The sequence below is a fragment of the Clostridium tarantellae genome, assembly GCF_009295725.1.
GTDB classification, from domain to species: domain Bacteria; phylum Bacillota; class Clostridia; order Clostridiales; family Clostridiaceae; genus Sarcina; species Sarcina tarantellae.
This window is the reverse complement of sequence record NZ_WHJC01000604.1, coordinates 1-644: the sequence shown is the minus strand read 5'-3', so window position 1 is coordinate 644 and position 644 is coordinate 1. Positions and strand designations below refer to the sequence as shown.

The 644-nt window shown below is 30.3% G+C and carries 1 protein-coding gene; it reads right to left on the bottom strand.

Annotation, left to right across the window (positions count from 1 at the left end; all coding sequences use genetic code 11):
- Nucleotides 1-644: terminase TerL endonuclease subunit (locus GBZ86_RS19055; RefSeq protein WP_234885196.1), on the bottom strand; the 644-nt coding region annotated here is incomplete at both ends.

Below are 644 nucleotides of genomic sequence, written 5' to 3'. Positions count from 1 at the left end.
ATTTATTCCCTTTTGCATCTGTATCTACATAAACATTATTGGTATACCAACGCATCATTTTATCATCACCATAAATAATATTTTCATCTGCAAATAACTGCTCTATAAGTGGTGCTAGTTTATTATGGGTTATGTATCCATTTCCCACATCACTTAAAGGCAAACCAACTTCTTTAAAGGCTGTTTCTAATAACATTTTTCTATATCTATCACAGCAAATATCTAATATATTAATATTGTATTTACTAACCATATTTAAAAACCAATTAGCAATATACTTAGGTTTTATAGTATCCTCCTTTAAAACAGTACATAGTCCTTCTTTTTCTGCTAATTTAACATCAAATTTTATAGCTCTTCCCTTTATTTCTAAAGCTCTATGACATATAAATGAGTGGTGTAACCATACTCTTTTATCACCCACTTTAAATAATAAACCACATCCCACAAAATCCCTTGTACTGGCAAAGTCTACTCCACCTACACAGGAATAATTATTTATATCTGGTATAGGCTTATTAGTAGCTTTTATTTTTTCCCATTCAGCCACTATGGTATAACTATCCTGTGCAGGTCTATTCATTCTTTTAGTCATAAAAGTTAAAGCAGTTTGAGGTTGAAATTTCATATCCCCATATTCTTCA